General features: G+C 67.3%; 18 protein-coding genes. 8 read left to right on the top strand and 10 right to left on the bottom strand.

Translation table 11 applies throughout. The features are described from left to right. Positions 1 to 41 precede the first annotated feature (41 nt). The 8 genes from J7643_16080 to J7643_16115 form a co-directional block, all read right to left on the bottom strand. A complete protein-coding gene (locus tag J7643_16080; protein ID MBO9542106.1) occupies positions 42 to 1,856 on the bottom strand; it encodes a long-chain fatty acid--CoA ligase in 1,815 nt (604 codons plus the stop codon). A gap of 92 nt (positions 1,857 to 1,948) precedes the next feature. Continuing rightward, positions 1,949 to 2,188, bottom strand: coding sequence for a KH domain-containing protein (locus J7643_16085; GenBank protein MBO9542107.1), 240 nt, complete (start codon positions 2,186 to 2,188; stop codon positions 1,949 to 1,951). Positions 2,189 to 2,205: 17 nt separating this feature from the next. Then, positions 2,206 to 2,469, bottom strand: coding sequence for a 30S ribosomal protein S16 (gene rpsP / locus J7643_16090; protein MBO9542108.1), 264 nt, complete (start codon positions 2,467 to 2,469; stop codon positions 2,206 to 2,208). A 37-nt stretch (positions 2,470 to 2,506) separates the two neighbouring features. Then, the gene (ffh, locus tag J7643_16095; GenBank protein MBO9542109.1) at positions 2,507 to 3,895 is read right to left on the bottom strand and encodes a signal recognition particle protein; all 1,389 of its coding nucleotides are present in this window, start codon (positions 3,893 to 3,895) and stop codon (positions 2,507 to 2,509) included. 105 nt (positions 3,896 to 4,000) lie between these two features. Further along, positions 4,001 to 4,324, bottom strand: coding sequence for a hypothetical protein (locus J7643_16100; GenBank protein ID MBO9542110.1), 324 nt, complete (start codon positions 4,322 to 4,324; stop codon positions 4,001 to 4,003). 5 nt (positions 4,325 to 4,329) lie between these two features. Next, the gene (locus J7643_16105; GenBank protein ID MBO9542111.1) at positions 4,330 to 7,632 is read right to left on the bottom strand and encodes a hypothetical protein; all 3,303 of its coding nucleotides are present in this window, start codon (positions 7,630 to 7,632) and stop codon (positions 4,330 to 4,332) included. A gap of 10 nt (positions 7,633 to 7,642) precedes the next feature. Next, entirely contained in the window at positions 7,643 to 11,071 is a 3,429-nt protein-coding gene (locus J7643_16110; protein ID MBO9542112.1) for a hypothetical protein, read from the bottom strand. 143 nt (positions 11,072 to 11,214) lie between these two features. Next, entirely contained in the window at positions 11,215 to 12,201 is a 987-nt protein-coding gene (locus J7643_16115) for a hypothetical protein (protein ID MBO9542113.1), read from the bottom strand. Positions 12,202 to 12,488: 287 nt separating this feature from the next. Here J7643_16115 and J7643_16120 point away from each other — a divergent pair, with 287 nt between their 5' ends. The 5 genes from J7643_16120 (at position 12,489) to J7643_16140 (ending at position 16,559) form a co-directional block, all read left to right on the top strand. Continuing rightward, positions 12,489 to 13,076, top strand: coding sequence for a sigma-70 family RNA polymerase sigma factor (locus J7643_16120; protein MBO9542114.1), 588 nt, complete (start codon positions 12,489 to 12,491; stop codon positions 13,074 to 13,076). A 17-nt stretch (positions 13,077 to 13,093) separates the two neighbouring features. Further along, positions 13,094 to 13,543: a zf-HC2 domain-containing protein gene (locus J7643_16125; protein MBO9542115.1), complete on the top strand. Its 450-nt coding sequence runs from the start codon at positions 13,094 to 13,096 to the stop codon at positions 13,541 to 13,543. A gap of 2 nt (positions 13,544 to 13,545) precedes the next feature. Then, on the top strand, positions 13,546 to 14,532 hold the full coding sequence (locus tag J7643_16130) for a hypothetical protein (protein ID MBO9542116.1): 987 nt from the start codon (positions 13,546 to 13,548) through the stop codon (positions 14,530 to 14,532). A gap of 92 nt (positions 14,533 to 14,624) precedes the next feature. Beyond that, positions 14,625 to 15,815 (top strand): trypsin-like peptidase domain-containing protein, encoded by a 1,191-nt coding sequence (locus tag J7643_16135; protein ID MBO9542117.1) that lies wholly within the window; start codon positions 14,625 to 14,627, stop codon positions 15,813 to 15,815. 84 nt (positions 15,816 to 15,899) lie between these two features. After that, positions 15,900 to 16,559, top strand: coding sequence for a phosphatase PAP2 family protein (locus J7643_16140; protein ID MBO9542118.1), 660 nt, complete (start codon positions 15,900 to 15,902; stop codon positions 16,557 to 16,559). 84 nt (positions 16,560 to 16,643) lie between these two features. Here J7643_16140 and J7643_16145 read toward each other — a convergent pair whose 3' ends face one another. Beyond that, positions 16,644 to 18,404 (bottom strand): glycerol-3-phosphate dehydrogenase/oxidase, encoded by a 1,761-nt coding sequence (locus tag J7643_16145; protein MBO9542119.1) that lies wholly within the window; start codon positions 18,402 to 18,404, stop codon positions 16,644 to 16,646. Positions 18,405 to 18,427: 23 nt separating this feature from the next. Further along, the gene (glpK, locus tag J7643_16150; protein MBO9542120.1) at positions 18,428 to 19,954 is read right to left on the bottom strand and encodes a glycerol kinase GlpK; all 1,527 of its coding nucleotides are present in this window, start codon (positions 19,952 to 19,954) and stop codon (positions 18,428 to 18,430) included. Positions 19,955 to 20,101: 147 nt separating this feature from the next. Between glpK and J7643_16155 the strand changes: the two genes are divergently transcribed. The 3 genes from J7643_16155 to J7643_16165 all read left to right on the top strand — a co-directional run bounded on the left by J7643_16155 (position 20,102) and on the right by J7643_16165 (position 23,730). Next, the gene (locus tag J7643_16155; GenBank protein MBO9542121.1) at positions 20,102 to 21,811 is read left to right on the top strand and encodes a cyanophycinase; all 1,710 of its coding nucleotides are present in this window, start codon (positions 20,102 to 20,104) and stop codon (positions 21,809 to 21,811) included. 31 nt (positions 21,812 to 21,842) lie between these two features. Then, complete coding sequence (locus J7643_16160) at positions 21,843 to 22,700, top strand: alpha/beta hydrolase (protein MBO9542122.1); 858 nt, start codon at positions 21,843 to 21,845, stop codon at positions 22,698 to 22,700. Positions 22,701 to 22,782: 82 nt separating this feature from the next. After that, positions 22,783 to 23,730: a LysM peptidoglycan-binding domain-containing protein gene (locus J7643_16165; protein ID MBO9542123.1), complete on the top strand. Its 948-nt coding sequence runs from the start codon at positions 22,783 to 22,785 to the stop codon at positions 23,728 to 23,730. Positions 23,731 to 23,774 lie beyond the last annotated feature (44 nt).

Here is a 23,774-nt window from a genome sequence, read left to right on the forward strand (position 1 = left end):
AAAGCGCCCCCCGCTCACGGGGGGCGCCTTTCTTCGTGCGGTTACTGGGCGGCTGCAACCGGTGCCTTATCGTACATGGCGTCGATCGCCTCCTTATGACGCTTGAGAACGACACGCCGCCTGAGCGAGAGCTTGGGGGTCAGCTCTTCGGTGGCCTGGCTGAACTCCTGCGACAGGATCGCGAACTCCTTGATCTGCTCGTAGCGTGCGAAGTCCTTGGTCTGGAGGTCGACCTCGCGCCGCAAGAGGGCGCGGACCTCGGGCTTGGCGGCGAGCGCCTCGTGGGTCGTCTCGGTCCAGCCGCGATCCTTGGCCTCCTTGAGGAGGTTCTCGAAGTTGGGCACGATCAGGGCGGTGATGTAGTTGCGGCCGTCGCCGACCACCATGGACTGGGCGATGAAGGGGCTCAGGGCGAGGGCCCCCTCGATGGGCTGGGGCGCGACGTTCTTGCCGTTCGACATCACCAGGATTTCCTTCTTGCGATCGGTGATGGTCAGGTAGCCGTCCTCGCTCAGGGTGCCCACGTCGCCGGTGCGCAGCCAGCCGTCGGGGGTGATGGCCTCGCGGGTGGCCTCTTCGTTGTTGAAGTAGCCGAGCATGATGTTGGGACCGCGCGCCAGGATCTCGCCGTCCTCGGCGATCTTGATCTCGACGTCGGTGAAAGCCTGGCCGACCGTGCCAATCCGGGCGCGGCCGGGGCGGTTCACGGCGATGACCGGTGAGGACTCGGTGAGGCCGTAGCCCTCGAGCACCGTGATGCCGAGGATCTGGAAGAACATGCCCACCTCGCGCGGCAAGGCGGCGCCGCCCGAGACGCAGCAGCGCAGGCGGCCGCCGGTGCGCTCGCGTACCTTCGAGAAGACGAGCTGGTCGGCGAGCTTGAGCTCCATGGCGGTCCAGGGACCGGGCTCCTGGCCCTGCTCCTTGGCCAGGAAGACACGGCGGCCGAGGTCCAGGGCCCAGGTGAACAGGGCGCGCTTGACCAGCGACCCCTCGTTGACCGAGCCGAGGACCCGGGCGCGGATCTTCTCGTAGACGCGCGGCACGCTGATGATGAAGGTCGGCTTGACCTCGACCAAGTTGGCGGCGATGGAGTCCATGGACTCGGCGTAAGCGGTGCAGGCGCCCTTGGTGAGGAAGGCGTAGTAGGCGACGCGCTCGAAGACGTGGCACAAAGGCAGGAAGCTCAGGGCGCTGTCCTCGGGCTTGAGGTCGATCAGGTCCAGCACGCCGCTCGCGTTGGTCGCGTGGTTGCGGTGGCTGAGCATGACCCCCTTGGGGTTGCCCGTGGTGCCCGAGGTGTAGATGATCGAGGCGATGCTCTGGGGCTCGACGGCGCGCTCCCGGTGGGCGATCTCCTCGTGGTGCTTGGTGCCGAGCGCTTCGCCCTTGGCGACGAAGTCGGCGAACTTGACGACCTCAAGGCCGGCGCCCTCTCCGGAGCTCGCGTCCATGACCACCACCAGGCGCAGCGAGTCGGCTTCCTTGGCGGCTTCAAGGACCTTGTCGCGCTGCTCGATCGACGAGCAGACCATGACCTCGGGGCGGGCGTCGTTGAGGATGAAGGCCAGCTGCTTGGGCGAGAGGGTCATGTAGACCGGGACGTTGATGGCCCCGATGCGCTGGATGGCCATGTCCGTCTGGACCCACTCGGGCCGGTTCTCGCTCAGGAGGGCGACGCGATCGCCCGGACGCACGCCAGCCTCGATCAAGGCAGAAGCGAGCGCCGTGACGCGGCGATCCATCTCGCCGAAGGTGATGTCGTGCCACGTCCCGTTCTGCTTGTACCTGAAGCCCACCCGTTCCCGGTTGCGCTCCATGGTGTGGTGGTAGATGGCGACGAGGGTTTCCAGCATCGGTACCTCCTTCACGTGCAACGTTGCACCCTATAACCATACCACGAGGGCGGGAAGCCATAAGCTTCCCGCCCCCATGATCGATTGTGAGCCTAATCGTTGAGCAGATCCAGGTAGATCGGCTCGCGCTGCTTGGCCCCGGCGGCCCTCAGGACGGTCCGGATCGCGTTGATCGTCCGGCCTTGCTTCCCGATGACCTTCCCGACGTCGTCGGGATCGACCTGGACGCCGAGGCGGATCGCGTCCGGATCATCTCTGCGCTCGATGCGCAGCGCCTCGGGGTTCGAGACGATGCCCTGCAGGATGATATCGGCAACGGCAACGGGGTCCATAGCGCCTCCTAATCGGACTACGCGGTCGGGGTCGAGAGCTTCTCGAACGCGCCGATCTTCTTGAGCAGTTCGCGCGCGGTCTCGGTGGGCTGAGCGCCGGTACGGAGCCACTTGAGAGCGGCTTCCTCGTTGATGCGAACCTCAGCGGGCTCCTTCTGGGGATCGTAGAAACCGATCTCCTCGATCACGCGACCATCGCGACGGGAACGGCCATCAGCCACGACCATACGGTACTTGGGCTTCTTGGTCGCGCCGATGCGCTTAAGACGGATCTTCACCATGTCTGTATCACCTCCTTGTCGCTTGATAAAGTCGACACTAGCGCTTCTTGTTGGGCGGGAACGGAAACCCGCCGCCGAAGCCTTGTGGGAATTTTGGCATCTTCTTGCCGAACTGTTTCTCGAACTTCCCGAACTGCTTCATCATCTGACGCATGTTCTCGAAGTCCTTGAGCAGCTTGTTCACCTCTTGGATCGAGGTCCCCGAGCCGTTGGCGACGCGCCGCTTGCGCGACATGTCGAGGAGCTTGGGGTTGCGGCGCTCCTTGGGCGTCATGGAGCCGATGATCGTCTCGATGCGCTTTAGTTGCTTTTCGCCCTCGGCGAGCTGATCCTTGCTGATGTCCACCCCCAGCATCTTGCCGATGGGCAGCATCTCGAAGATCTGCGAGAGCGAGCCGAGCTTCTTGACCTGGCGCATCTGGCCCACGAAGTCCTCGAGGTCGAACTCCGCCTTGCGGAACTTCTCCTCGAACTTCTTGGCCTCGGCCTCGTCGATGGTCTCCTGGGCGCGCTCGATCAGGGTGAGCACGTCGCCCATCCCGAGGATGCGAGTCGCGATCCGGTCGGGGTGGAAAGGCTCCAGGGCGTCCAGCTTCTCGCCGGCGCCTGCAAATTTGATGGGGCGGCCCGTGACCTGCTTGACCGAGAGGGCAGCACCCCCGCGGGTGTCGCCGTCGAGCTTGGTGAGCACCACGCCGGTGATGTCGAGGGCCTCGTGGAAGCTCTCGGCGATCTTGACCGCGTCCTGACCGGTCATGGCGTCGACCACCAGCAGGATCTCCTGCGGCTGGAGGGTCGCCTTGAGGCGGCGGATCTCGTCCATCATCGCCTCGTCCACGTGCAGGCGGCCCGCCGTGTCGACGATGACGTAGTCCTTGCCGTTCTGCTTGGCGAAGGCGACGGCCTCGGTGGCGATGCCCACCGCGTCGGTGGACCCTTCCTGGAGGAAGACGGGAACGTTGATCTGCTTGCCCAGCACCTCGAGCTGCTTCATGGCCGCGGGACGGTACACGTCGCAGGCGACCAGAAGGGGGTTGCGGCCCTTCTTGCGCAGGTAGAGGGCGAGCTTGCCCGAAGTGGTGGTCTTACCCGAGCCCTGGAGGCCGGCCATTAGGATGATCGTGGGGCCGGGATGGGCCTCGGCCAAAGGCGCACGCTCGCCGCCGAGCAAGGCGACCAGCTCGTCGTTGACGATCTTGATGAACTGCTGACCGGGGTTGAGGCCCTGCATGACCTCGGCGCCGAGGGCCTGCTCCTTGACCTTGGCGACGAACTCCTTGACCACCGCGAGGCTCACATCGGCCTCCAGCAGGGCACGCCGCACTTCGCGCAGGGCCTCCGAGATGTTCTCCTCGGTGATCTTGCCCTGCCCGCGCAGCTTCTTGAAGACGTCTTGGAGCTTATCGCTCAGCGATTCGAACATGATGCTCCGATCGGATCCTGGAACGGCCTTGACCAAGCGGATCTTAGCCAAGACTTAACATTATAGGCGATCGCCACAACAACCGTCAATTGCGTCGGAAGCGACCGCTCAGGAGACATCTTCCGGCGGCTCGTCGTGGATCTCGGGATCCAGCTCGGAGGGATCCGGGGTGGGCTGGGGAGTTGGCGCGACAACGGGCCCGCCCGGCCGCGAGGGCTCCACCCCTTCGAAGGGAGTAGGCTCGGTCACAGGGCGCCACGTGGGGGTGGGCGTCGGGGTCGCAGAGGCAACGGGCCTTGCGGTGGGCGTCGGGGTCGGAGTGAGCTCCTGAGGGGGCACCAGACCCTCCACGCCCTTCTCGTCGGCGAAGCACCCGAGCAGGGTGAGGACCAGGGCTCCGGCGACCATGCGCCAGGCGACGCGGCTTGGCATAGGCACTAGAACTCCGGCCGCCGCAGCCCCACGCTCAGCCGGGTGGCCGACGTCTTGTCGGCGCTCACCCGGTAAAGGTCGGGGCTGTTGCCTGAGATGAACTCCAGGATGCCGTCCGAGCGAGCGTCCATGGCCACGGGAACGTCGGGATAGGGACTGATCGTGGTGATCCTCGACCACTTGCCGGTCGCCGGATCATCCACCTGGTAAAGATTCCGGTCGTTACCGGCGTAATAGACGGCTCCGCCCACCGCCGCAAAGGCCCTGGGGCGCGTCGAGAGCCTGAGCTGGAGATCGGGGGCGCCGTTCAGGCCGAACTTGTACAGACCGCTCGGTGAAGCGGTGTAGACGCCCGAGGCGTGGACGAGGACCTCGCTGGCGGCACGCGTAGGGCCCTCGCCGATGACAGCGGCGTTGAGGCGCACCTCCGCCGAGCTGTTGCCGGTATAGACCTTGTCGCCGGTGCGATCGACGCCCATGGGCAGAGGGTCGTAGCCGCCGGCGGCGTACTTCTCGACGAAGCTCGTCCTGGCGGCGTTGTAGAGGACCACCCCGGTGACGCCACTTGCCATGGTGTTCTGGCTCACGATGATCTGGCCGTTGGCGAGGGCGTCGATGTCGTAGGGCGTATTGAGCGGCTTCGGAAGGGTCGTGACGGTGCCGTCGGCCGAGACCGTCTTGACGTTGCCGGTCTTGGCGTCGAGGCCTTCGGCCACCAGCACCGTGCCGTCCGGTGCGACCCCGATGCCGTTGGGGTTGCTGAGGGTCCCGCCCGAGAGGGCGACTTCGGTCCAGACGTTCCCGACGAGCTTGTAGAGTCCGTTTCCGGGGTTGGTGGCCGCGTAGTAAGTGTTATCGGCCTGGTTGACCGCGAGCCCGTACACCCCGGGCAGATCGTTGCCGAGCTGGCTTCTGGCGAAGGCGCTCGCGGCGTTGTAGCGATAGACCTTGCCGTTGTCGCTGACGATCGGATTGCCGGCCTTGTCGAGGACCACCCGGCGAGGCGCGCTCAAAGTCGCATCCAAGAGGTCATGAATGAAAGCGTTCGTCTGGCCGGTCGGCGAGATCCGCGCCAGTCGGCCGTCGTAAGTGAGGAGGTAGAGAACCCCACCGCGAGCGGCGATCGAAACGGGCGAGTTGACGAGCGCTAACACGTCCTGGGCCGTGCCGAAGGCGGACGCGCGCATCACGCCCGAGTAGCGCAGCCACAAGGTGTCCTCGTCGTAGCCTCTTTGAAGATTCCTGGTGGTGGAGCCGGCGAAGGCGTACTTGTTGGCCCAGACCGTGCCGTCCGGCGCCACGTCGAAGCCCGTGCTCAGAGCCCGGATGCCCTGGGCGTACGTAGTGGCGCGACCGAAGGCGTCGAAGCGCGTGACGCCGCCCGTGTCCTGGTGGCTCGCGAAGAGGTAGCCGAGACGGTGGGTGAGGCCGTAGGGGTTGGCGATGCCCACGGCGAAAGGCTGCGAGGTCTTGCCGTCCGCCGAGACCTTGAGGATGGCGTTGACCTTGCTCAGCGCCACGTAGCGATGGTTGTCGCCATCGAGTGCGAAGCCGTTGGCGGTCGAGATTCCGTAGGCGAAGGGGTAGACGCCGCCGCTGGGCGTCACGCGCAAGAGGCGCGCGTTGTCCCCGTCGCCTACGTAGAGGGTGCCCGCCTCGTCCAGATCGAGCCCGGTCGGCGAGGGGATCGAGGCGTGGAAGGTGACGCGCTGAGCCGGGCTTGCGGCCGTAGGGGGCATGATCTTGAGGACCACGCCACCCTTGTTCGCGGCGACGAAGACGTTCCCTCCGGAATCGACCGCGACCCCCCAGGGGGTGTCGACATAGGCCCAGGTCGAGCGATTGGCATTGGCGATCGCAAGGCGGCTGACCTTGCTCTCGATCCCCTGCTCGGCGACGTAGAGGTACCGGCCCAGGTGCTCGAAGGCGAGGCCCACCGGATGGTCGAACCCCGAGAAGGAAGGCAGGACCGGTACGGCGTCCGAGAGCCTGAAGCGCGAGACGACGCCTTCGTCGTGGCTGGCCACGTACAGAGCGCCGTCGGGCCCGAGGGCCAGCCCCGTGGGATGGGGCACGCTCACCCAGTCCTCGGGCGCGGTCGGGGTGCCGGTTGCCATGTCGAAACGAACGATCTTGCCGCCGTCATAGCAGGCCACGTAGAGCTTCTTGGCCGCTCGATCGTAGGTCAGGGCCCGAGGACCCGGCAGGCCCGCCTCCACCAAGGTGGTGACGGTGCCGTCGAGGGCCACCCGGCTCAGGGTGCCGAACTCCTGGCTGACGACCAGCAAGCGCCCCTCGTCGTCGAGGGCGTCGTGGCCGTCGCCGCCGATCACCTCGAAGCGCTCGCCTGCGACCACGGTGCCGTCGATCTCGAGCGAGATCGCTCCCGACGTGGCCCCGAGAGGCACGGGCACGTCGATCCGGGTGCCGTTGGCGTAGGCGTGGACGTCCTCGGGCGGGACCCGGATGCCGTTGAAGCGGACGACGTTCTTGGTGGGATCGGCCGTATTGAAGCCCGACCCCATCAGGGTCACCGACGTGCCGACCCGGCCCGAGCGGATGCTGATGCCGTCGAGGGCGAAGACGGTGCCCGTCTTGAGGTACTCGCCGGTGTGGAGGTTGAAGGCCAGGTAGCGCAGGGGGTCCTGATCGTAGTTCAGGGCGCTCTTGATCAGCGCGTAGACCTTGTCGTAGTCGGCACGCTTGAAAGGGAAGGAAGGGTCCTGCCAGCGCGCGTCGTTCTTGGGCATCAAGCAGCCGATGAGGGAGGCCGGAGCGGGGTCGAACCCCCGGTCCGCAAGGAAGCGCAGCCCCAACATGGCGGCGACGACGCTGGTGCCCTCGTGGATGGTCACGTCGCCCGTCGTGTCGTTGGTCAGGCTGAGCCAGCCACCCCGGTAATAGAGAAGGGTCCGCAGGCGAACGGCCTCGGCCCCCGGCTGGTTGTACTGCCCGTTGGCGCCCTTGATCCCCTTGACGGCTTCCAGGAAGTAGGCGCGCGTCGGATCGGGCTTGAAGGAGGCCCCGAAGTTGAAGATGAAGCGGCCATCGGCCGTCGTGACGGTGGAGCCCACCGTCGCGTGGGTGGCGGTGTCGATGAGCGAGACCGTCGCGCCGGCCGCGACGTCGTCGTCGACGGTGAAGGCCTGGACAGAAGGGTCTTTCAGGAGGATCCGCCCCTGCAGGAGCATCTCGGAGGCCGCGATGGGCGTCGTCACCGGCAGGCGCACGAGCGGCTCCGGGCGAAGGCAGCCCGCTAGGAGCACCCCGGCGAGGGCGAGCACGACGTGGTTGAAGCGAAGCGCCATGACCGCCCTCCTAGATTTCCGGCCCGCCGAGGCCGGTGGGGACCAGGGTGCGCGTGATCGTGTTGACGCCGCTGTACTTCTCGAGGCGGTGCTGCGTGTGGATGGTGGCGTAGAAATCCCCGTTCCAGCAGGCGCCGCCGTAGCCGATGTTGCTCGAATCCGTTTCGAGCAGGCTCTTCTCGATCTTCGTGAAGCCGGTATCGAAGCGCAGCACGCGGGCCGTACTCGCCCCGATCGACCAGGCCTTGCCGCTGGCCGGATCGAAGCCGAACCCGTGCGGGCCTCGAGACTCGCTGGAGTCGAACACGTGGCGCGCCTCGCTGACGGCCGGATCCAGGTTGATCCGCGTCACGCCGCTGTAGCCGTTGTACTGGGAGCTCGTGACGTACAGGTAATCCTTGCCCTGATAGGTCCCTACTGCGAGCGCAGTGGTGACGAAGCCGCCCAGGGTCCCCCCGAACAGGTTGAAGAGGCCCGCCCACTTTGCCGGCGTGCTGCCCCCGAAGGTGTGAGTGTAGACCCCAGCACCAGGCGACGAGAAGTAGACGCCCGTGGTGCCGATGGGCGCCATGCGCGCCGCGCCGCCGACGAAGTTGTAGCTCTGCCGGTACTCGGCCGAGTACTTCCCCTGATCGTCACGGGGGTAGCGCCAGAGGCTCCCGCTGTCGAGGGTGAAGAGGGTCCCGTCGGGGGCCAGCTCCAGATCCAGCAGGTTGTTGCGAGCGACCGCCTTGGGGGTCACGAGAACGGCTGCCGTCTTGTAGCTATCCACCCGATAGGCGTTGCCGCCGGAGATCAGCCACATGTCCGCGCCGCTGAAGGCGATGCCCGTCGGATTGGTCAGACCGCCGAGCACGTCCGTGACGCTCCAATCGGCGGTCTTGATCCGCTTGATGCTGCCACTGCCAGCCGCCCCAGTCGCCCCGTTACCGAAAAAGACGTCCTGGGTGTCGGGATCGTAAGCGAGCGAAATCGGGCGATCGATCTTGTCGGTGATGGTCCCGAGCAGCGCGCCGTCGGCGCCGAAGACCTGGATCACCTGGTCGCTTGCATCCGTGCCCCGGCAGGCCACGTAGATCCGCCCGAGGGCGTCCAGCGCCACGTCCTCTGGAGAGGGGGCCGTCGTGACGAAGCGGCTCATGACCCCGGTCGAGGGGTCGATCTTCACGAGGTAGTTCTCCTCGGGCTGGGCGATGTAGAGCGGACCGGTGCCGCTCGGATGCATGGCGAGCCCCCGGCTGACGCGCAGGGGGGTGCGAATCACGCGGGTGCGCGCTAAGGCGGGGTCGGTGACGTCGAACGCCCAGAGCTCCGAGAGGTTCTTGTAGACCGTCTCGCCGTCGCGGCTATCCGGCAGATAGACGTAGAGCCGGTTCTTGAGATAGGCCAGACCGCTCGGCAGGACGAGATTGCGCACGACCGTCGAGAAGGACCCGTCGGCCAGGATGATGCGGATGATCGTGCCGCTCCCGGCGTTCGAGACGTAGAGGTGGCCCCGCGCCTCGTCGAGCGCGACCCCCGAGGGGTCGTTCAGGCCCCGGGCGATGGTCGTGACGCTGCCGTCAGGCGCCACCCGGATCACGCTGTTGTTCGCCGCGTTGGCAACGTAGAAGGTGCCGTTCGAGGCAACGGCAAGGCCCTTGGGATAGCTGACCCCTTCCGAGAAGAGGTTGCTGTAGCCGTTCGTGTCGATCCGGTAGATGCGGTTGCTGGCGTTGTCGGCCACGTAGAGATAACCCGACGGGTCGGCGTCGACCCCGCCCGGGTTCTGGACCGAGGCGAAGGCCGTCACGACCCCGTCGGCCCCCACCCGGAAGACCGAGTTGCCGGCGTTGTTGGTCACGTACATGGTCCCGAAGGTGTCGAAGGCCAGGGACCAGGGGCGGCTGAAGCCCGACTTGTAGAGGGTGGTCACGCCGCTGTCGGGATCGACCTTGGAGACCGTGTCGTTCCCGAAGTTGGCCACGTATAGGACGTAGCGACCGGGCGTGAGCGGGTCGGGGCCGAAGGAGAGGCCGCGGGGATTCTTGAGGCCGGTCGCAGTGACGGGCTGGAGCGCCCCGTTGAAAACCTTGACGATCCGGTCGGTGTCTTCCAGGGACAGGTACAGCACCCCCGAAGGGGAGAAGGCGAGCCCCCAGGCGCCAGTAGCGCCGGTGGCGTAGGTCGTCCAGTTCGCCTTGGCGGGCTTGGCGGGATCGATCCGGTGGATGGTGCCGTCCCCGTCGGCCACGTAGAGGAGGTTGTCCGGCCCCAGGGTCAGGCCCCGGGGACGGTTGAGGCCGGTTACGAGCGGGACGGTGATCCCCTCGCTGGTGATGCGCGAGATGGTGCCGAAGTCGTAATTGGCGGCGTAGAGGTTGCCCCGGGCGTCGATGACGCTGTGGCCGTCGCGCGCCGCGAGCTGGAAGGAAGCGGTGCTCATGAGCAGCAGATCGCCCACCTGTACCGAGACCGGGCCGCTGATGGCCCCTGCGGGGACCTTGACCGTCAGGCGGGCGCGATCAGGCGAGACCGCAAGGACCGGGGCCGGCAATCGAACGCCCCCGCTGCCCGTGAAGGTGACCTTGTTGTTGCCCGCGAGCGAGTCGAAGTTGTCGCCGACCACCTCCACCGTCTCGCCGACGGCGACCGAAGGCGGGCTGAAGTACGAGATGGTGAAGGGATTCTTGGCGAGCACGAAGGAGCCGAGATCGGGCGCAGAGACGTCGAGCAGGATCGAGCGCACCGGGTCCTGGTCGAGGGCGAGCGACGCCTCCACCAGCTCGGTTGCTTGCTTGAGGGCGGCGATGGTGATGCCCGTCTTGGCGCTCTGCGTGAAGGTCTCGGGGTCGTCGGCGACCTGCAGGCTCGAAATCAGGTCGTTGAGCGGCACGGCCTGCCCGGCGCCGGTGCGCAGGCCCGCGATGATGCTGAGGGCGGTGGTCGCCGGGGTGACGATCACACCCGCTCCGGGGGCCGTCGCCGCCGAGCTCCAGCTGCCCGAACGGTAGGCGACCAGGGTGCGGATGCGCGCGAGCGGCGCCCCGACGCGGTTCGGTACGTCCGAGCCCGCCATGAGCCCCTTGAGGGCTTCGAGGTGGTAGACCTGGCCCGAGACGGGCCTAAAGCCGTTGCCGAAGGTCAGCCGGAAGGTGCCGGTGGGGCTCGTGACGCTCGAAGCGAGCGTATGGCCGCTCGAGGGGTCGATGAGGGCGATGGTCGCCCCGGCGGCGATCTCGCCAATGGTGGAGCTCTGGGTCTTGAAGACGCTCAGTTCCACGCGGCCAGTGAGGGGCTCGATGGGTGCGGCGACCTCACCGACGGCCGTTGGTGCCCCGTGGGATGGCGCGAAGGCGTGCGGGCAGCCCGAGACGAGCAGGACCAGGCACAGCAAAAGGAGCTTCCGTAGGTTAGGGGCAAAGCTGCTCCAAGCAGCGCGACTCAGGTTCAAGGCCATCACTGCCTCTTGCCGCACGGCAGGATCACTCCACGGTCGTTACCACCCCTTGATGGGGGCAAGACGGGAAGTTGCGTTCAACGCCGTCCGAAAACGCAGACACCCGAGCCTAGCACGAACCTGCGCTTGCTGGCAAAAGCTGATTATTCCTCGGCTTCTGGCCGCGGGGCGAGCAAGTCACGTTTGGCGAGCGCCATCAGGCCGCGGACCATCTTGCTGGTGACGTGGAGATCGAGGGTGGTGATCTCGTCGATGGTGCCGAAAGAGGGCGGCGGCTCGGCCGGTTCCAGGTCCTCGACCCGGATGGGCTGCAGGGTCTTGGAGCTCTTGACCCGCTTGGGCCAGAAGCGATCGAGCGCATCCATCAGCTCGGGGGCGCGCGCGTTGGCGAAGTCCGCGAGCGCCACGGCCGCGGCTTCGGGGTCGAAGACGTCGGCGGGCTTCGCGTCCTGGATGGCGCCGATCCACTTGCCGTGACCCTTTGCCGCCTGCTTGCGCAGGTGGTGGCTCACGTAGGCCTCATAGTAAGTGTGCAGGTTGGTCGCAAGCGTGCCCAGGCGCTTGGTGTCGAGCTTGGCGTCCAGGATCTGGCGCCACAGGATCGGCTTGGTGTGGTAGGGCTGACCCATGTCCTCGAGGTAGTGGACGGACCGGGTGAGGAAGCGGAAGCCCCAGTAGTAATCCTGCTTGTTGAAGGCGACGCGGGCGAGGTCGTAGTAGGCCTTGACCCGCTTGGGGGCCTCGCCCAGCTTCACGACGCCGTTGGCGAGCTGGTAGCTCTGGTGGCGATAGCCCTTGGATCCGCCGGTGAGGCTTTGCAGGGGCGAGGCCTCGATACCGTCGTCGAGGCCCCAGTCGGGCTCGTCTGCGTAGCGGATCATGATCTCGCGGGCGTTGGTCGTCTCGCCCACGAGCTTGTCCAGGTAGACGGGCTTGTAGTCGGGGTTGATCGCCTTTTCCTGCTCGGCGTAGGTGTAGGGCGTGACCTTGACCGCGCGGTACTGGTTGAGCCACTTGACCTCGCGCAGGATCTCGCGGGTCAAGAGGTCGTGATCAGCCCAGGCGAGGGCGGGCGCCGGGAAGAAGGCACAGGCGATGAGGGCGAAGGCGACGGAACGCTTGAGAATCAATTGAACCTCGATGGCGAAGGGAACGATCGCTTCCCAGATTATGCCCGAAAGGTTTCGGCTGAAACGAGCCCGCCGTGTACTCGCTGCTCGACGGGTCCTTGCAGCAAGCGCTCGCCCTCAACCCCAAGCACCAGAACGCCAAAACAGGCCTCGATTATCAACGCAAATTCAAGCGCTCGTCGGGGTCTGAGCGGCGAAGGGCCGTCCTTCCAACTTTGGGAGACGGCTTTTCGCATAGACGGGAACCTAATCGGGAGTGCGCGAGTCTCATGGTATAAGGGTGGAGCATGAACCCCAACGCGGCAGACGAATCAGCACTCATCAAGGCCTACCAACAAGGCGACAAGCGCGCCGCGGAGGCGATCTTTCGACGCTACCACCCGATGGTCCACGCCCTGGCGACGCGGATGCTCGGTAACGCGGCGGAGGTCGACGATGCGGTGCAAGAGGCGTTCATCCGTGCCTTTCGCGGCCTCAAGACCTTCCGAGGCGAATCGTCGCTCAAGACCTGGATCTACCGGGTCGCCACCAACGTCTGCCTGACCCAGGCGGACAAGATCAAGCGGACGCAACCCTACGACAGCCTCGACGACCCGCTCGGCGAGGAGGGGGGCGAGACCCGCGGCAGCCAGATCCCCTCCGACGTGCGGCCTCCCGACGAGGCCCTCTTGGGAGAGGAGCTGGGCGACAAGATCCAGGCGGCGCTGGATAAGCTGAGTCCCGAGTTTCGGGCGGTGCTGGTCCTGCGCGATGTGGAGGGGCTCTCGTACGAGGAGGTGGCGGCGACGACCGGCGCCAACCTCGGGACCGTCAAGTCGAGGCTGGCGCGGGCGCGGACCCAGGCCATGCGCTGGTTGAAGGAGTACCTTGGATGAGAACGGAGGATCCAGCCATGGATTGCGGCCACGCGCAACTGCAGCTCTCGGGCTACATCGACGACTGCGTCTCGCCGGACGAGGCCCACTGGCTCCGCGCTCACCTTTCGAGCTGCCCCGACTGCGCCCAGCACCTGGCGCTCCTGCTCGGCACCCTCCAGGCCCTGCGCACCCTGCCGCGCGAGCTGCCCCGCACCGACTGCTGGGAGGCCGTCGCCTTCACCCTGCGGCGCGAGGGGCTGATCCGCGCCTGGTGGGCGCGCCCCCTGCCATGGGGGGTCGCAACGGCGGGGGTGGTGGCCGTGGTGGTCGCCTACAGCGCGCTCAGGCCCACCCCGCCCCCGGCGAGCCTGGATGCCTACTGGCGCGAGCACGCCATCTTCACCGCTCAGGAGGAGCCCGTGCTCTTCAACGGTGGCTCTTCCATCGACGCCATCGAGGCCACCTTCCAGCTACAGGGCCAATGACCATGGTAAGGCTGTCCCTCGGTATCACCGCCCTCACGGGCGCCACCCTCTTCGCCCCCGCCGCCCTGGCCGCCGCCGAGCCCTCGTTCGCACGATTGGTCCAGGCCAGTTCGATCCCCTACGTCGGGGAGCTGGTGGTCAACGGCCGCACCGTCCTCAAGGTGACCCAGGGTTCGGGCGACAAACGCCGCCAAGAGGTGGTCTCGCCCCCGCGCATGGTCGGCGAGCTGGTGGTGGACAACGGCAAGACCCGCTGGCACTACTCGCCCCGGACCCGCCAGGTCGACATCACCCCCTCGACCCTCGGCATGCGCCGCCCCCTGGTCAGCGAACGCCTGCTTTCGCGCAACTTCAAGCTCGAGGTGGGTCCCCGCGCGACGATCCTCGGCCGCCCGACCCGCATCGTCGAGATCGTCCCCCTGCACCCCGAGCGCCCACGCCAGCGCCTCTGGATGGACGTGACCACCGGCCTGCCCCTTCGGACCGAGCACCTGAGCCCCAAGGGGCTCGTCCTCGACCGCAGCGAGTTCCGCAGCATCCAGATCAACGCCCCCATGACGGCCGAGGCCTTCGAGTTCACCCTGCCGTCCCGCGCCAAGGTGACCAGCTCGGTCCAGGTGCTCGCCTCGGGCAAGGAACTGGACGACCTCCAGGTGGAGCTGCCCTTCTCGCCGCAACTGCCGAGCTACCTGCCGGCGGGCTTCGAGGTGCTCGACGTGCAGGTCTTCGAGCGCAAGGGGGTCCGCAGCGTCCACTGGCGCCTCAGCGACGGGCTCGGGATGCTGTCGCTGTTCCAGGCGACCCGCGAGAGCATGCCCGCCAAGCCCGAGAGCGCCCGCGAGGTGGCCATCGACGGCGCCCGCGGCTACGTGATGGGCCACGGCGCCCACCGCATGCTCTGCTGGGAGGTACCGACCGGCACCTACTCGCTGGTGGGCGACCTCGGCGAGACCGAGCTGACCAAGATCGCTTCCTCCACGGCTCCTTGAGCGATCGCTCGCCAAGAGGGGAACTTTTCCCGTCCGCGAGTGGTCCATAGGAGCGACACTTCACTCACACGTCCGAAAGGAGTCCAACGCCCATGCGCATGCGCGTGTTGCCCGCTGCCCTCACCCTGGTGATCGGCGCCGGCGGGGGCGCCATCGGAGCCGCGGCGGTGCTCGCCGCCAAGCCCGCCGTCGAAGCCAAGCCTGCCTTCGCGACGCCCTCCAGTGCCCCCATGCCTGTCGCCGCCAGCGGCGGCGAGATCATCGCGGATCTGGTCGACAAGGTGGGGCCGGCGGTGGTGAACATCGACACGGTCAGCGAGCGGCGGGTTCCCGCCTACTCGTTCAATCCCTTCTCCTTCGAGGACTTCCTCAACGGGCAGCCCATGCAGCAGCGCCAGCGGATCGTCCAGCAGAAGGGGGTCGGCTCGGGCTTCGTGGTGCGCCCCGACGGCCTGATCGTCACCAACAACCACGTGGTCGCAGGTGCCACCGACCTGACCGTGACCCTGCCGGATGGCCGCAAGTTCAAGGGCAAGCTGATCGGCACCGATCCCGGCAGCGATCTTGCCCTGGTCAAGGTGGAGGCCAAGGACCTGCCCTCGCTCAAGCTCGCGGATCCCAAGACCCTGCGCGTCGGCCAGTGGACGGTCGCCATCGGTAGCCCGCTGGGCCTGAGCCACTCGGTCACCGCCGGCATCCTGAGCGCCATGGACCGCGAGGTCTCGGTCAACAACCGGGTCGGCTTCCTGCAGACGAGCACCCCCATCAACCCGGGCAACTCGGGTGGCCCCCTGCTCAACCTGAAGGGCGAGGTGATCGGGGTCAACACGGCGGTGGCGGCCCACGCTCAGGGCATCGGCTTCGCAGTGCCGGTGGACACCGTCTCGCGCATCATTCCCCAGCTCGAGTCCAAGGGCAAGGTCGAGCGCGCCTGGCTCGGGGTGGGTCTCAAGGACCTGCCCGACAACCGCCAGGCCATGTTCTACCCGGTCGACTCGGGCGTGATCGTCGCCCAGGTGGATCCCAAGGGCCCCGCGGCCAAGGCGGGTCTCGCCACGGGTGACGTGGTGCAGGCCATCAACGGCAAGCCCATCAAGAGCGCCCACGAGCTGATCGTGACGGTGAACACCCTCAAGGTCGGCGAGAAGGTCTCGCTGCTGGTCAACCGCGAAGGCCAGAAGAAGACCCTCGACGTCACCCTCGGCCAGATGCCCCAGCGAGTGGCCAACGCGGCCCAAGAGCAGCAGCAGCAGATGGAGGCCCAGCCGGAAGAAGGCGAATAAGCCCGACCCCAGACGGTCTACAGGCGCCTGTTATCGCGATGATCGTGCGATAATGGGCGCCTGTCACCGTTGAAAGGACCCTCCATGAAGTCGCTCGCCCTTACCGGCCTCACCGTGGCCGTCGTCGCCGCCCCGTTGCCCGCCCTCGCCGAGACCGCGCCTCCGTCGCTCGACCTTGCGATCGTGCGCGGGGTCAACTCCTTCGGCGCGCCGGCGCTCGATTGGCCCATGGGCGTAGTGTCCCACAACTACTTCCTGGCGGGCGCGCCGCTCGCGCTCGCGGTGGCGGCCGATCACACCACCTTCAAGGCCCCAGCGGCGGCCCTGGTCGCCGAGGGGCTCGCCGGTGTGAGCGTCACGCTTCTCAAGCCGCTCTTCGGCCGCGAGCGGCCCTTCAAGGCCGATCCCGCGCTGCGGACGCCAAGCGGCCACTGGAACGAGTCCCCCGAGAGCTTCCCCTCGGGCCATGCCGCCGTCTCCTTCGCGGCGGCCACGGCGATCGCCGACCTGCAGCCAAGCTGGGCCTGGCCGGCTTACGGCCTTGCGGCACTCATCAGCTACTCGCGGATGTATAACGGGGTCCACTACCCTACGGACCTGCTCGTGGGCGCCCTGCTGGGAATCGGGGCAGGCAAGGTGACGACCTGGGGCATGGGCCAGGTGACGGATCGCTACGGCTGGCCCATCTCGGGGATCTCCACCGGAGGCGACGCACTGACCCTGAGTGTCGGACGGCAGTTCTGAGGCCTATCTGGACTGAGGTGAACACACGCTCGATTCTCCTGCTCCCTTGCGGGGCGGGGAGAGTTCAAGCGGGGCTAGCCCCCGCTACGATGCGTTTGCTCCCTGTGCCGTCGCGCGCGATCGCGCAATCTCCGCCCGATAAGCAGCCACTTCCTTCTCGACCCAGGCGGCGCGAGCCTCCTCGGTCCAACCTTCGAGGGCTTGCAAGCTCCCGCTCATGACCGCCGCAATCTCGTCCACGGCGTGCAAGCCCTGGTTCGCATCGAGTAGGTTCAGGCGGGTCCGGCGCATCATGACGTCCTGCAGGGTCATGGCGAGCTCGAAGCGCACGAAGTAGGCGACCTCCGCCCGCAAGAGCGGGGTCTCGGGGCTCAGGCCCGAGATGCTGCGGTCCAGGCCCCGGTCCGCATCCATCAGGGACAGCACCACCAGGTAGTTGGTGCCGTAGCGCCCGATGAGCGTGCGGATGAGCGCTGGCTCCACCGTCGGATGGGTCGCAAGCGCGTACTGCAAGTACGCCTCCAGGCTGCCGCCCGGGATATCGCCGCCCGACAGGGGCACGTCGTCGCAGTGACGATCCGTCAACGGCGCAAGCCACGCCTCCTCCCGCAGGCTCTTCACCGCCACGTCCACCACCTGGCGCGCCATGGCCCGGAAGGTCGTGTACTTGCCCCCCGCCACGCAGATGAGGCCCGAGGCGGTGGTGAAGATCTCGTGCTCGCGCGAGATGTCCGACTCGCTGACGCCATCGCCCTCGGGCGCGATCAAGGGGCGCCACCCGCCGAAGGTCGCGATCACATCGTCGGGCGTCAGGTTCGCACCGGGGCAGGCCGCGTTCGCCGCCTCCAGCACATAGCGGATCTCGTCGGAGTTGGCGTAGATGTCGTCGTCCAGGTAGGAATCGCCCTCGGCCCCTTCGGCGTGCGCCGTGTCCGTCGTCCCGATGATCGTGCGATCCCCGTAGGGAATGACGAACATCAGGCGCCTCTTCTTGGGATCGTCCGTGTCCGCGCTCTTGATGACGATCGCTTTCTCGGTGATCTTGCGGGTGACGACGTGAATTCCCTTGGTCGGCTTCAGGCGCGGCTTGGCGTCCGGGTCGTCCAGGCGGTTGAGCCGATCCACCCAGGGCCCGGTCGCGTTGATCACCCGGCGGGCATGAACTTTCAAACGCTGGCCGCCCAGCCGATCGTGGAGCACCACCCCCGTGAGCTTGCCGTCCGGGCCCTTCTCGAAGCGCTCGACCTCGGCGTGGTTCGCGATCGCCGCCCCCCAGAGCGCCGCCGTCTTGATGGTTTCGACGTTCATCCGGGCGTCCTCGGTCAGCCCGTCGACGTACGACAGCGCCCCCGTCATGCCCTCCTGGCGCAGGACGGGCTCCTGGCGCACCGCCTCCTTGGGGCGGAGCTTGCGGTGCAGGCGGCCCAAGCGGAACTCGGAAGCACTCGCAAGCCCGTCGTAGAGCCACAGCCCCACGTCCATGAGCCCGAGGCCGTGCCCGCCGTACTCCTTGAAGATCGGGTAGAGGAAGGGCAGCTCCTTGGCCAGGTGCGGCGCGTGCCGAAAGAGCCGGTTGCGCTGGCTCAGGGCCTCGTGCACCAGGCGCAGCTCGCCGTGTTCGAGATAACGCAAGCCGCCGTGCAGGAGCTTCGAGCTCTTGCTGCTGGTGCCGCCCGCGAAGTCGCCGCGCTCGATGAGGGCCACCTTGAGGCCGCGCAGGGCGCCTTCGAGGGCAACCCCGGCCCCGATGATGCCCCCGCCGATGACCAGGAGATCCCAGCTCTCCTTGGAAAGGCGCTCGAGGGTCACCCGGCGCGAGGTGGCGGACAGTTCACGGCTCAGCATGGCGGCAGCTTATCCCTTCGATCTCAGGCGATCGGCTCGCGGACCCCGTCCTCTTCGGGACGGGCCCAGTCGCGCGAACGTGCAACGGCCCGCTGCCAGTCGCCGCGCAGGCGCTTGCGGGTCTCGACGTCCATGGCGCTCGAAAAGGTCGTAAGGCCCCCGTCGAGCGGGATGGCCTCGGGGCTCTCCCAGAAGCCGACGCCCAGGCCCGCGAGCATCGCCGCTCCCCAGGCCGTGCTCTCGACGACGGCCGCCCGGCGCACCGGCAGCCCCAGCACATCCGCCTGGAACTGCATGAGGAAGTCGTTGGAGGACGCTCCCCCGTCTACCCGCAGCTCGCGCAGGGCGCGGCCCGTGTCGGCCTGGATCCCCTCGATGAGATCCGCGCTCTGGAAGGCGATGGACTCGACGGCGGCCCGGACCAGGTGTGCCCGGCTCGTGCCCCGAGTGATCCCCACGATGGTGCCCCGGGCGTACGGGTCCCAGTGAGGCGCGCCGAGGCCCACGAAGGCGGGCACCAAGTAGACCCCGCCCGTGTCCGGCACCGTCTTCGCGAGGGCCTCGGAGTCGGAAGCTTTGGCGATCAGGCCCAGCTCGTCGCGCAGCCACTGGATGGTCGCCCCGCCCGAGAAGACGCTGCCCTCCAGGGCGTAGACCGTCTTGCCGCCAATCTGCCAGGCGATGGTGGTCAAGAGGCGGTTGCGGCTGAAGATGGGGCGATCGCCCGTGTTGACCAGCAAAAAGCAGCCGGTGCCGTAGGTATTCTTCCCCATCCCCTCTTCCCAGCACCGCTGGCCGAAGAGGGCCGCCTGCTGGTCGCCCGCCATCCCGGCGATGGGGATCCCCGCCCCCAGGCGACCGTGGGCCACAGTGCGGGCGAACTCACCGCTGTTGGGCAGCACCTCGGGCAGCATGGCCCGGGGGATGTCGAGCCGCGAGAGGATCTCGGGATCCCAGTCGAGGGTCGAGAGGTTGAAGAGCATGGTGCGGCTCGCGTTGGAGAAGTCCGTCGCATGCCGCGCACCACCCGAGAGGCGCCAGAGCAGGTAGCAGTCGATGGTCCCGAAGAGGACCTCGCCGCGCTCGGCCCGTCCGCGCAGGCCCGGCACCTGGTCGAGCAGCCACTGAAGCTTGGTGCCCGAGAAGTAAGCATCCAGCACCAGGCCCGTCTTGGAGGCGAAGAAATCAACCAAGCCCGCGTCGCGCAAGGCGTCGCACATGGCCGCGGTGCGGCGGCACTGCCAGACGATGGCCCGGTGGACGGGCTCGCCGGTCTCGCGGTCCCAGACCACGACCGTTTCGCGCTGGTTGGTGATGCCGATGGAGGCGATCGCCTCGCTCGAAACCCCAGCGGTCTCGAGACATGCGTCGATGGCCTCGCAGACCCCCTGCCAGATCTCGCTGGCGTCGTGCTCGACCCAGCCGGGCTGAGGGTAGTGCTGGGTCACCTCGCGGTAGGCGCGGCCCGCCACGCGGCCCTCGCGGTCGAAGAGCAGAACGGTGGAACCGGTGGTGCCTTGATCGATGGCCAGGACGTAACGCGCGGTCATGAGGCCTCCTCTTCGGGCAATGGCTTGGCAGGCCCTCCCATTTTAGAGCAAATCGCCCCCGGGTATGTCCTTTGTAAGGCAGCTTCGCCCTAATTTCCGCATCCTTGTTATAATCGAGCCGGCCGAATCAGCCAAGAAGGAGACGGTTTGAGCACATCCGGGTTGCAACCGAGGGGTCCACGCGCGGGTCGCGCCATCGCGCTCACCGCCATGACCGCCCTTGCGCTCAGCGCCGTCCTGCCGGCGTGGGCCCAGACCCAGCAGGGCATCTTCGTCGCCATCGGCGGCGGCCCCGAGCGCCCCGAGATCGTTTCGACCGTGCTGCAGCTCGCCGGCGGCAAGGACAAGCACGTGGTCGTGATGCCCACCGCCTCGGGGGCCCCCTCCGAGAGCGGCCTTGCTTACAAGCAATACTTTCAGGGAGCCGGCGTGCAGGAGGTGGACAGCCTCCCCATCCCCAACCGGGACGGCGCCAACGAGCTGGAGCCGGTCAAGACCATCGGCCGCGCCGACCTGTTGTACTTCACCGGCGGCGACCAGAACCGCCTGGTCAACACCCTCACCAACACCGCGGTCCACGGCTCGATCCAGACCGCCTGGCAGCGCGCCGCCCTCATCGCGGGTACCAGCGCCGGGGCCATGGTCTGGGGGCCCGAATTCATCGCCAACGGCAGCAGCCGCGGTGCTTTGCTCAACGGCTTCAGCCGGGACGCCCAGGGAATGCCGGGCCTCGAGCTGCGCCCCGGCCTCAACCTCTGGGAAAACCTGATCGTCGACACCCACTTCACCGAGCAGCAGCGCCTCGGGCGCCTGGTGCTCGCGGTGGCGAGCAACCAGGGCTACACCGGGCTCGGGATCGACGAGGGCACCGCCGCCATCGTCACCCACGACACCATCCAGGCCATCGGGGTGGGCGCGGTCACCGTCCTCGAAACCGACAAGGTAAGCGCGAGCAACGCCGAGACCGTCGGCCCCGGCCACCCGCTCGGCATCGGCAAGATCACCTACCACCGCCTCATCCCGGGCAAGACCTACCTGCGCAAGTGGAAGACCATCCAGGAGGATGCCCCCCTCGCCCCGGCCGAGGGCCAGCCCCCGCGCACGCCCTATATCGCGCTCGCCGGCAGCGACACGCCCCCCAAGCAATCGACGCCCATCTCGGACTTCGTGCGCGCCAGCGGCGGCAGCCAGGCGCGGATCCTGCTCTTGACCGGCGAGGGTGCCACCCAGGGCGCGCGCATGTGGAAGACCCACCTGCTGCGCCTGGGCGCGGCCCAGGTGGTCAACTACCAGTCCATCGAGCTTTCGGAGCAGGGGCTCGCCCTTGCGATCCAGCAGGCCACGGGCATCTTCATGCTCGAAGACGGCCGCGCGAGCCTCTTGAAGGCCCTGCTCGCCAACCAGAACCGGCTTGCTCAGGTCGTGATCGACGCCGGCCAGCGCATGCCCATGGGGGCCGCCGGCAACGGCGTGCGCCTCTTCGGGTCCCATGCGATCTTCGGTGCGCCCGGCTCCAACGACTACGTCTCGCTGCCGGGGCTCGGCATCCTGCCCGCGGCGGCGGTGGACAAGGCCTTCTGGACCACGGACGCGGTCGAGCGCTTGGTCCGCTGCTCGATCCGTGGGCAGCGATCGCTCGCCATCGGCCTCTCGCCCGACAATTCCCTCACCATCTCGGGCGGACAGGCCACCGTATTCGGTTCAAGCCAGGTCATGTTCCTGGAGGCCAAGGACGTCACGGGCTTCAAGCTCGCCCCCGAGGAATCCCCGGGCCCCACCGGGATCACGGGCATGGCCCTGTCGGTGGTGCCCGCCAACGGCTCGTACGACTTCATCCGGCGCGAACCCCGCTTCTAGCGTCGCCCGCATCACAGGAGAACCGCCGCCCATGTCGCTTGAAAGAGGCCTCGTCGAGTCCGACGGCTTTCAGCTACGCTATGTCATCGAAGGAGAAGGGCAACCCGCCCTCGTGATCGGCAGCGCGGTCTACTACCCCCGGACCTTCTCGGAACAGCTGCGCCGGCACCTACGGCTGGTGTTCGTGGACCATCGCGGCTTCGCGCCGGGCTCCACGACGACCGACACCGCCGCGTTCTCGCTGGATCGCCTGATCGAGGACGTGGAGCGGGTCCGGCAGCAGCTCGGGCTCGAGCGCATGATCGTCATCGGCCACTCCGGCCACGCCTTCATGGCCCTGGAATACGCCAAGCGCTACCCCGAGCACGTCTCCCACGTGGTCCTCATCGGCGCAGGCCCCGACTACGGCGAGGCCAACTCGAAGGCGGCGGATCGCTATTTCGAGGACCTGGTCGATGCGCCGCGCAGGGCGGCCCTCGAACGCAACCTGGCTCTCTTGCCCGCCGAGCTCGAAGCGGCCCCCGAACGGCGCTTCATCACCTTCTGCATCCGGCTGGGCGCGCGCAGCTGGTTCGATCCCGACTTCGACGCAGCCCCTTTGTGGGAAGACGTCGAGGTGAACATGGCCATGTTCGACCACGTGTGGGGCACGGTGTTCCGGGACATCGACATCACCCGGGGCCTGGAAACGTTCGATCGGCCAGTCTTCCTCGGGCTGGGCCTTTACGACTTCCTGGTGCCCCCGCACTACACCTGGAGCCCGATCCGCGCCAAGTTCAAGGACCTGACGGTGCGCCTCTTCGCCAAGAGCGGCCACACGCCCCAGCTCGAAGAGCCCGAGGCCTTCGACACGGCGCTCCTCGAATGGCTCGCGCGTCCTTCGATTTAAGCCGTCCATTACCCATTCTTTATCGATTTTCGCGCGCAGCGCCGGACAAGGATCCTTGGTACCTGTCCGTGAGGTCTTGCGCATGACGACGATCAATCCAAATCAGACGCCAGCCAGTGCCGAGGGCTATCGCCAGCTCCTGAACCAGCTCCACGGCATGACCGCCGCCGCCCCGCAGGCCCCGGCCCCGAGCCTCGGCCAGGACACCTACGTCCCGAGCACGCCGCCGGTCGCTCCCGCTCTGCCGCAAGTCGAGGCGCAGGGCCTCTTCAAAGATCTCGTCGGGCGCTTCCGCTCGCTGATGGACAAGCTCTTCGGCAAGCCGGCCACTCCCGCCCCCCAGCCCACGCCTACCCCCGCGACCAAGACCCACACCGTCGGCGAGGGCGACACCCTCTCGGCGATCGCAAGACGCTACCTGGGCGACGGCAACCGCTGGCCCGAAATCTACGAGCTGAACAAGGACGTCATCGGCGGCAATCCCAACCTGATCCGCCCCGGCCAGGTTCTGAAGCTGCCTTCGGGCTCGGCCACCGTGGCGCCTCCCGCCCCGACCCCGAGTGCTCCCGGCGGCTACGGCTCCAAGGTCGCCGACCAAGCGGGCTTCCTCATCGGCAGCGGCTACAAGTACCCGCCCAACCTCACGGACAAGTACTACCACTCGCCGGACAAGGTGGGTTGCTGCGCCGACTTCGTCTGCGACGCCAACCGCCGGGCGGGCTTCGACCTTAACGGGGTCATGAAGAAGCTGGGGATGAACCCCCACTACTGCCCCTCGATGATCCAGTACTTCCGGGAGCACCAGTCCTACGTCAAGGGCAACGCCGGCGCCAAGGTGGGCGACACCGTCTTCTTCAGCTGGGACGGTGGTCCGGGCCCCGACCACGTGGCGGTGGTGACCGCGGTTGACGCCCAGGGCCGTCCGACCCGTATCATGGAGTCGTACGACTTCAACAAGCCCGCCCGCGAGCGCTCCATCGGCAACTCGCTCGACAACATCCTCGGCTTCGGGCGGATCACCAAGTCCTAAAGGGGGATCTCGCTTGAAAACCTTCCTCATCGCGGCCGCCGCCG

The sequence above is a fragment of the bacterium genome (assembly GCA_017744355.1).
Classification (GTDB): Bacteria; Cyanobacteriota; Sericytochromatia; order S15B-MN24; family UBA4093; genus JAGIBK01.

Coding starts and splice junctions, on each gene's coding strand:
- J7643_16080 (MBO9542106.1), bottom strand. CDS start 1,856: ATGCTGGAAACCCTCGTCGCCATCTACCACCACACCATGGAGCGCAAC.
- J7643_16085 (MBO9542107.1), bottom strand. CDS start 2,188: ATGGACCCCGTTGCCGTTGCCGATATCATCCTGCAGGGCATCGTCTCG.
- rpsP (MBO9542108.1), bottom strand. CDS start 2,469: ATGGTGAAGATCCGTCTTAAGCGCATCGGCGCGACCAAGAAGCCCAAG.
- J7643_16100 (MBO9542110.1), bottom strand. CDS start 4,324: ATGCCAAGCCGCGTCGCCTGGCGCATGGTCGCCGGAGCCCTGGTCCTC.
- J7643_16105 (MBO9542111.1), bottom strand. CDS start 7,632: ATGGCGCTTCGCTTCAACCACGTCGTGCTCGCCCTCGCCGGGGTGCTC.
- J7643_16110 (MBO9542112.1), bottom strand. CDS start 11,071: ATGGCCTTGAACCTGAGTCGCGCTGCTTGGAGCAGCTTTGCCCCTAAC.
- J7643_16120 (MBO9542114.1), top strand. CDS start 12,489: ATGAACCCCAACGCGGCAGACGAATCAGCACTCATCAAGGCCTACCAA.
- J7643_16125 (MBO9542115.1), top strand. CDS start 13,094: ATGGATTGCGGCCACGCGCAACTGCAGCTCTCGGGCTACATCGACGAC.
- J7643_16130 (MBO9542116.1), top strand. CDS start 13,546: ATGGTAAGGCTGTCCCTCGGTATCACCGCCCTCACGGGCGCCACCCTC.
- J7643_16135 (MBO9542117.1), top strand. CDS start 14,625: ATGCGCATGCGCGTGTTGCCCGCTGCCCTCACCCTGGTGATCGGCGCC.
- J7643_16140 (MBO9542118.1), top strand. CDS start 15,900: ATGAAGTCGCTCGCCCTTACCGGCCTCACCGTGGCCGTCGTCGCCGCC.
- J7643_16145 (MBO9542119.1), bottom strand. CDS start 18,404: ATGCTGAGCCGTGAACTGTCCGCCACCTCGCGCCGGGTGACCCTCGAG.
- glpK (MBO9542120.1), bottom strand. CDS start 19,954: ATGACCGCGCGTTACGTCCTGGCCATCGATCAAGGCACCACCGGTTCC.
- J7643_16160 (MBO9542122.1), top strand. CDS start 21,843: ATGTCGCTTGAAAGAGGCCTCGTCGAGTCCGACGGCTTTCAGCTACGC.
- J7643_16165 (MBO9542123.1), top strand. CDS start 22,783: ATGACGACGATCAATCCAAATCAGACGCCAGCCAGTGCCGAGGGCTAT.